Origin of the sequence: Niastella sp. (assembly GCF_045805085.1) — a bacterium.
Classification (GTDB): Bacteria; Bacteroidota; Bacteroidia; order Chitinophagales; family Chitinophagaceae; genus Niastella.
Map to the genome: position 1 here is coordinate 1 of NZ_JBJMLX010000249.1, position 6,093 is coordinate 6,093.

4 protein-coding genes are annotated in these 6,093 nt (G+C 46.2%); 1 reads left to right on the top strand and 3 read right to left on the bottom strand.

The window, feature by feature from the left end:
• Positions 1 to 266: 266 nt before the first annotated feature.
• Positions 267 to 2,705: a heavy metal translocating P-type ATPase gene (locus ACJ751_RS12825; protein WP_407745893.1), complete on the bottom strand. Its 2,439-nt coding sequence runs from the start codon at positions 2,703 to 2,705 to the stop codon at positions 267 to 269.
• Between the two features lie 133 nt (positions 2,706 to 2,838).
• Here ACJ751_RS12825 and ACJ751_RS12830 point away from each other — a divergent pair, with 133 nt between their 5' ends.
• On the top strand, positions 2,839 to 3,897 hold the full coding sequence (locus ACJ751_RS12830; protein WP_407745894.1) for a response regulator: 1,059 nt from the start codon (positions 2,839 to 2,841) through the stop codon (positions 3,895 to 3,897).
• Here the strand turns inward: ACJ751_RS12830 and ACJ751_RS12835 are convergent.
• Together ACJ751_RS12835 and hemN are read right to left on the bottom strand one after the other, a co-directional pair.
• Entirely contained in the window at positions 3,894 to 4,316 is a 423-nt protein-coding gene (locus ACJ751_RS12835) for a hypothetical protein (protein ID WP_407745895.1), read from the bottom strand. The two genes, ACJ751_RS12830 and ACJ751_RS12835, sit on opposite strands and share 4 nt — an antisense overlap.
• Before the next feature lie 127 nt (positions 4,317 to 4,443).
• On the bottom strand, positions 4,444 to 5,811 hold the full coding sequence (gene hemN, locus ACJ751_RS12840; RefSeq protein WP_407745896.1) for an oxygen-independent coproporphyrinogen III oxidase: 1,368 nt from the start codon (positions 5,809 to 5,811) through the stop codon (positions 4,444 to 4,446).
• Positions 5,812 to 6,093 lie beyond the last annotated feature (282 nt).

A 6,093-nucleotide genomic window follows, 5' to 3' on the forward strand; every position in this document is an offset into this window, starting at 1 on the left:
ATACTTGCAATAAGAAGGATCACGATAGCGCTCATAACTGTAATATTTATCTTACTGCAAACATATTTTAGGGTAACAACCTGTTCAATGAGGAGCCTCAAAACAAAACCTGATTTTAATCATATGTGCGGGCGGGTGAGTTAACAGGCCTCCCCCCGGCCCTCCCGACACATCGGGAGGGAGTTGGCTACTTCGCTATTAATCTTTTGCAATCTGAGTATTTAAACTCGCGATTGAAGCTTTCAAAAAAGAGGTCAGGAAAATAGTCACGAGGCTGTATTGCTCCTCCCCCTTCCGGGGGAGGTCGGGAGGGGGCCCGGTATTAATAACCGCGCAGCGATATTGCCGCTGCCAAATGTGATCAGTAAAATGCTGAGCGAACTGGCCGGCATAAGAATGGCGGCGATCAGCGGCGACAGATCGCCCTGTACGGCGAAAGAAAGGCCCACTATATTATAGGCGATGGATAAAATAAAGCTGGCAATAACTATACGCTTATTGACCTTGCAAAGCCTGATAAAGGCGGGAATTTTTGAGAGTTGTCCGGCGTCGATGATGGCATCGCTGGCTGGGGTAAAGTTGTTGCAATCCTCCGCCACCGCTATACCTACATTGCTTTGCTGCAGGGCGCCGGCATCGTTCAACCCATCTCCCACCATCATTACTCTTTTACCATGTTTTTGCAGGGATTGTATATAGCGCAATTTATCTTCCGGTTGTTGATGAAAAAGAATAACGCTGTCATGGCCCAGCAACTGCTCCAGGTTGTCTTTTCCGGCAGCATTGTCGCCCGACAAAACCGACAAACTGTATTGAGGCTTCAGACTTTTTACCAGCGCCGGCACCGATTCCCTGAACTGGTTACTAAATTGAAAACACCCCTGCACTTCGTGATCGTAACTGATGTATACCGCCGTGCCTTCGGGTTGTTTACCCTTCCCGGTTACCCAGGCATAGGCGCCCAGTTTAATAAAGTGTTCGCCAACAACCCCTTCCACACCCTTACCGGTGATCTCATGAAAAGCGGAGACCGGCATTTTTCCTTTCCTGCCAATATATTTTACTAGGGCCTTGCTCAGCGGGTGGTTGCTGCAGGCGGCCAGCGTGGCGATCTGTAACAATTGTCTTTTGCTTAAGGGCTTTCCAAAGTATTCGATCTGCTGTTCATGGGCCGAGGCCAGCGTACCGGTTTTATCGAACACGATATGATCTATACGGGCCAGATCTTCAATAACCTGGGCGTTGCGCAGATAGAACTTGTTACGTCCTAAAATGCGCAGGATAACGCCATTGGTAAAGGTGTTGGACAACAACAGGGCGCAGGGACAGGCTACTATCAATACGGCTGTAATGGCGTTCCATACTTTACTACTATCCACCATAGACCAGTATACCGCCGCTATGGCCGCAATACCCAACAAGATACAGGTGAACCAACGGCTCAACAGGTGCACAAAAGAAGTGTTCTTTTCTTCGCTTCTTTTAAAGTCATTGTCTGACCACAATTTGGCCAGGTAACTTTGCGCCACTTCTTTTACCACCAGTATTTCCATCACGCTGCCGGTTTGTTTGCCGCCAGCGTATACGATCTCGCCCATTTCTTTGGTAACAGGCAATGATTCACCCGTAACAAAACTATAATCAATAAAGCCTTTTCCCCGGGTTAGAATGCCATCGGCGGGGATCAGTTCTTCATTATGAATAACCAGGGTATCGCCTACTTTTATCTCGGGGAGGGTGGTAGGAATTTCTTTATCATCCTTTAGAACAGCAACCGCCACCGGGAAATAAGAAGTAAAATCGCGTTCGAAAGATAATTGCTGATAGGTTTTATCCTGGAACACCCTTCCTACAAGCATAAAGAACACAATGCCCGACATAGAGTCGAAATAACCACCGCCTGCACCACAGACAACTTCGTACACACTTCGGCCATAGGTGATAAGGATAGCCAGCGCAATGGGCGCATCGATATTAAGATGTTTATGTTTTAAGGCTTTCCAGCCAGAGCTGAAAAAGGGAACGGCGCTGTAAAAAACAACCGGTAATGCCAGGATAAAATTCAGGATGCGGAAAATACTTTGCAGCGCTTTTTCTGATCCTTCCAACCCCAGGTATTCGGGAAAACTGATGAGCATAATATTGGCAAAACAAAACCCGGCTATCCCCATCCGGTACAGCATTTGCCTGTTCACCGGCGATCTTTTCAAACCCAGATTATTTAGACTGATATAGGGTTCGTACCCGATGCTGGTAAGCAGTTCTGCCACCTCGCGTAAGGAGATCCTGTTATGGTCAAATACAATAGCGATCTCTTTCCGGGTAAAATTTACGACGGCGCTGATGACACCAGCATGCAGCCTGTGCAGATTTTCCAGCAGGTACAAACAGGAACTGCAGTGAATTTGCGGCAGGTAAAAAGTGACGTTGGTTTGCTTATCATCCGTAAAAGAGATCAACTGCCGCTGAATATGGTCCACTTCCAGGAAAGCGAATTTATCTTTGCGCACTGCCACCCGTTGATTGGTGCCGGGCTGGCCGTTAAGGTCATAATATTCGCAAAGGCCGCTTTGATTCAGCAGCTGGTATACCGTTTTACACCCTTCACAACAAAAATATTTACCATCTGACATGATCTTCCCTTCCTGGCAGTTTTCACCGCAATGGTAACACTCGGTTTGCTTTCCGGTAGCGGCTGTGCGCATAGTACAAATTTTGGGAGCTAAATTAAAAGCCCTTAACCGGCAGGATACTGACCAAATTCAATAAAAAAACTGACTTTTGTCAGGTCTGGTACCCGGCGTAGTTGTACTTTTATCAGGTATAAATTATTTTCAGATGAAAACGATCTTAGTCATCGACGACCATAACCAGATCAGGGAAAATATAGTAGAAATTTTATGTCTTGCCGGTTATAACGCCTTTGGCGCTGAACACGGCAAACAGGGCGTGGAAAAAGCCATTAAGGAAAAACCCGACCTCATCATTTGCGACATCATGATGCCCGAACTGGATGGTTACGGGGTATTACACCTGTTGAAAAAAAATCCCGATACCGAGCACATTCCTTTTATATTCCTGACGGCAAAAGCCGAGCGGAAAGATTTTAGACAAGGGATGGAAATGGGCGCCGATGATTACATCAGCAAACCATTCGATGATATAGAGCTGCTGAATGCGATTGAAGTAAGGCTGAAGAAAGTCGACATCATGAAAACGCAATACCCCGCGGGAGAAAAAGGCGCCAATGAGTTGATAAAAGAGCTGAAAGGTTCTGGCATGCTGCCCCTGGACCCCGATCAATACGACAGCGAGCGGTTGAATAAAAAAATGAACCTGTACAGCGAGGGAAAGCGACCCAAATACCTCTATTACGTTAAAAGCGGAAAAATAAAAACCTTCAAAGTACATGATGAGGGGAAAGAATACATTACCAACCTGTACAGCACCGGTGATTATATTGGTCATGTAACCCTGCTGGAAGATACCAATTATGAGGACACAGCCGAAGTACTGGAAGATGCAGAAGTAATTGCCATTCCCAAAGATCATTTTTTGCAGGCCGTGTACAACGACATGAACATCGCTTCCAAATTCATAAAACTGATCTCGAAAGAAGTAAAAGAGAAAGAAGAAAGATTAATGCGGCTGGCGTACGGATCGCTGCGCAAACGCGTTGCCAAGGCGCTGGTAGACATTCATCGGAAATTCCATGTAGCCGACCAGGCCGCGCAAAATATTGACATTTCACGGGAGGATATTGCGCAATATGTAGGTACCGCTACAGAGTCGCTCATTCGCACCCTGAGTGATTTTAAAGCGGAAAAGTTAATTGAGATCAAAGGCGGCAAGATTAAAATTGAACAACCCGACAAGCTGCGTAATTTATTGTACTAATCCTGATCACGGTTTAACTCATATTCATTTTCATCCCGGCTATCGGGTCTTTTGCCGATGGTTATTTCCCGGCCATGGTCATTTTGCTGCTTCAGCGTCCATCCATTGGTGATGGACGTTTCCAGCCAAATGTTCCCTGAACGGCGAAATACCTGTGCCGCCAAACCAAACTGGTTCCTGAAAGTACTCTCCAGGTCAGACACCGTCATTACATCATCAATAAGCAGTTCCCCCTCCATTTTTTTCGAGGTGGAGGCATCTTTCAATTGCAGGGAATGCGCTATTTGCTTTTGCCTTGGGTAAATGTTCTGGCTGAAATCGACATTCTTAGAGAACTCTAACTTTAAAAATGGATACACACTGGCAAATTGATTTTGCACGTCAGTGATCAGTCTTTCTCCATAAATTGATAAACGCATAGTCAATAATTTTCAATTTTATAAGATTCAATTTCCAGATCCTGCATCAAATCTACCCGCTAATGGATCAGCAAACTATGACTGAGGTTATTGAGCAGGCTGATAATACTCAAACAAATAATAATATTTAAATGGCTTTGCTGAAGGTCTGCTGCGGACTACTGGCGTCGCGGCGAAGTAGGTGCAGGTCAAAAGCTTTGCAGATGTTCCTGATAAAATGCCTTCCTGTTGTGGTTACTTCCACATGGCCGGCATGCAGGGTAACCAGTCCGTCGTTTTGCAGGTCGCGCAGCACGGGCAGTGACCATTGTTCCAGTTCAGTCTTGCAAGACGGATTGAAGAAAGTACGGCCCTGGCAGGCCATATCGAGGATATGGCGGCGGAATAGGCCATCTTCTTTACTCAGGAAATAGCCTTTATGAACGGCCAGGTTGCCCGAATGAATTGACTTGTAATACCCTCCCAGGGTCTTTTCATTCTGGGCAAAGGCCGTGTTCGTATCACTGATAGCAGAAACACCGAGTCCCAGGAGCATACCGCTTTTTTGCGTGGTATAGCCCATAAAGTTCCGGTGCAGTGTTTGTTGTTTCCAGGCAGTATACAATTCATCAGTGTGCAGGGCGAAATGATCCATGCCAATATTGGCATAGCCCTGTGCCGAGATCAGTTCTTTTCCCAACAGGTATAACGATAATTTCTCCACAGCATCCGGCAGATCATTTTCATCGATCAACCGTTGCGCGTCTATCACCCGGGGCGTATGCGCATAACTGTAAAAAGCAATGCGGTCGGGGTGCAGACTTAACGATTGCGAGATGGTATGCGCGAGTCTGTCGCCGTTTTGCCGCGGAAGCCCGTATATAAGGTCGAAATTGATAGCGGTAAAACCGGCAGCGCGGGCTGTTTCAGTAGCCTGCTGTACATTTTCAAAAGGCTGTATGCGGTTAATGATGCGTTGCACCTCGGGATTAAGGTCCTGCACGCCGTAGCTGATGCGTCGGAAACCCAACTGGAATAATTCATCCAGGTGTTGGCGGGTGGTATTGTTAGGATGTCCTTCAATACTGAAGGCATAGTCGCTGTGTATAATGGAGTCTTTTAATAATGAGGAAACCAGCCGGTGCAGATTGGCAGGAGAAAAGAAAGTGGGCGTGCCACCGCCCAGGTGAATTTCCCTGATTACCGGAGGCGTATCCATCAATTCCCGGTACAGGCGCCATTCTTTTAAAATGGCTTCCAGGTAAACTTCTTCTACTGTATGATTGGTGGTGATCTTTTTATTACAACCACAGTAGGTACAAAGCGATTCGCAAAAAGGCAGGTGCAGGTACAAACTGATGCCCTCATCGCTATTACAACTAGCAAACCGCTGGCGCACCGCTTCCTTCCACAATTCACTGTCGATCCCTTCATTCCAGAAAGGCACGGTGGGATAACTCGTATACCGGGGAGTAGGTTGATTATATTTTTGCAATAAAGCCTGATCTATATGCACGGAGGTAGAATTTATTCAAAAGTACCTTCGCAGCCCTTGCGGCAACCTGATGCGTGTCAGGAAGCCGAATGATTTCAATCAAATGCTACCGGTCACCACCTCGTTTTTACCATTCAACTACGAATTCGGATTACTGCTATTGAAATGTATATCAAAACTAACAGGCAGTAGTTACATTTATTCAGCCATATGAAAGGAACTAACTAAATATTATATTATGGCCACCGATCTGCCCGTACAACATGTACTCCCCGACTCCACCTTCACCTGTTTTGTGATCCC